Consider the following 387-nt stretch of genomic DNA (forward strand, 5'->3'; position numbering starts at 1 on the left):
TATCTTGAAATTCTTGTGCGTTTCTCTTCATATCTCTTACAGCTTGTTCTAGATTCTCTACAACTACATGGATTTCTCCGCCTCCTAATAACTTCCCTGGAGAATCATAAATTCTTTCATTTTTATCTACATTTAACAAATACTCATTTGATAAAAAACCATCCTTTCCAAAATGGAAGTTCCGATCTGTTTGATAATGATAGCCTGGACCACTTATCGAATTAACAAATCGGAATACATCCTTCGCCACTTTTCCTTTTAACGTTATCTTTTCCAGCTCCTCTTTTGAAAGTGGTGGTGTGACCGCATATGTAGATCCTATATGACTTTCATATGCACCAAACGGGCCGTAACCAATCGAATCCTTTCCATGAACAATACTCACAA

Annotated in this window: 1 pseudogene; it reads right to left on the reverse strand. The window is 36.7% G+C overall.

Annotated features, from left to right (window positions below):
• Window positions 1-387: pseudogene (locus tag MR063_RS21595) on the reverse strand (lipase family protein); the annotation flags it as partial.

The sequence above is a fragment of the Bacillus cereus group sp. BfR-BA-01492 genome (assembly GCF_022662815.1).
Lineage (GTDB): Bacteria > Bacillota > Bacilli > Bacillales > Bacillaceae_G > Bacillus_A > Bacillus_A cereus_BD.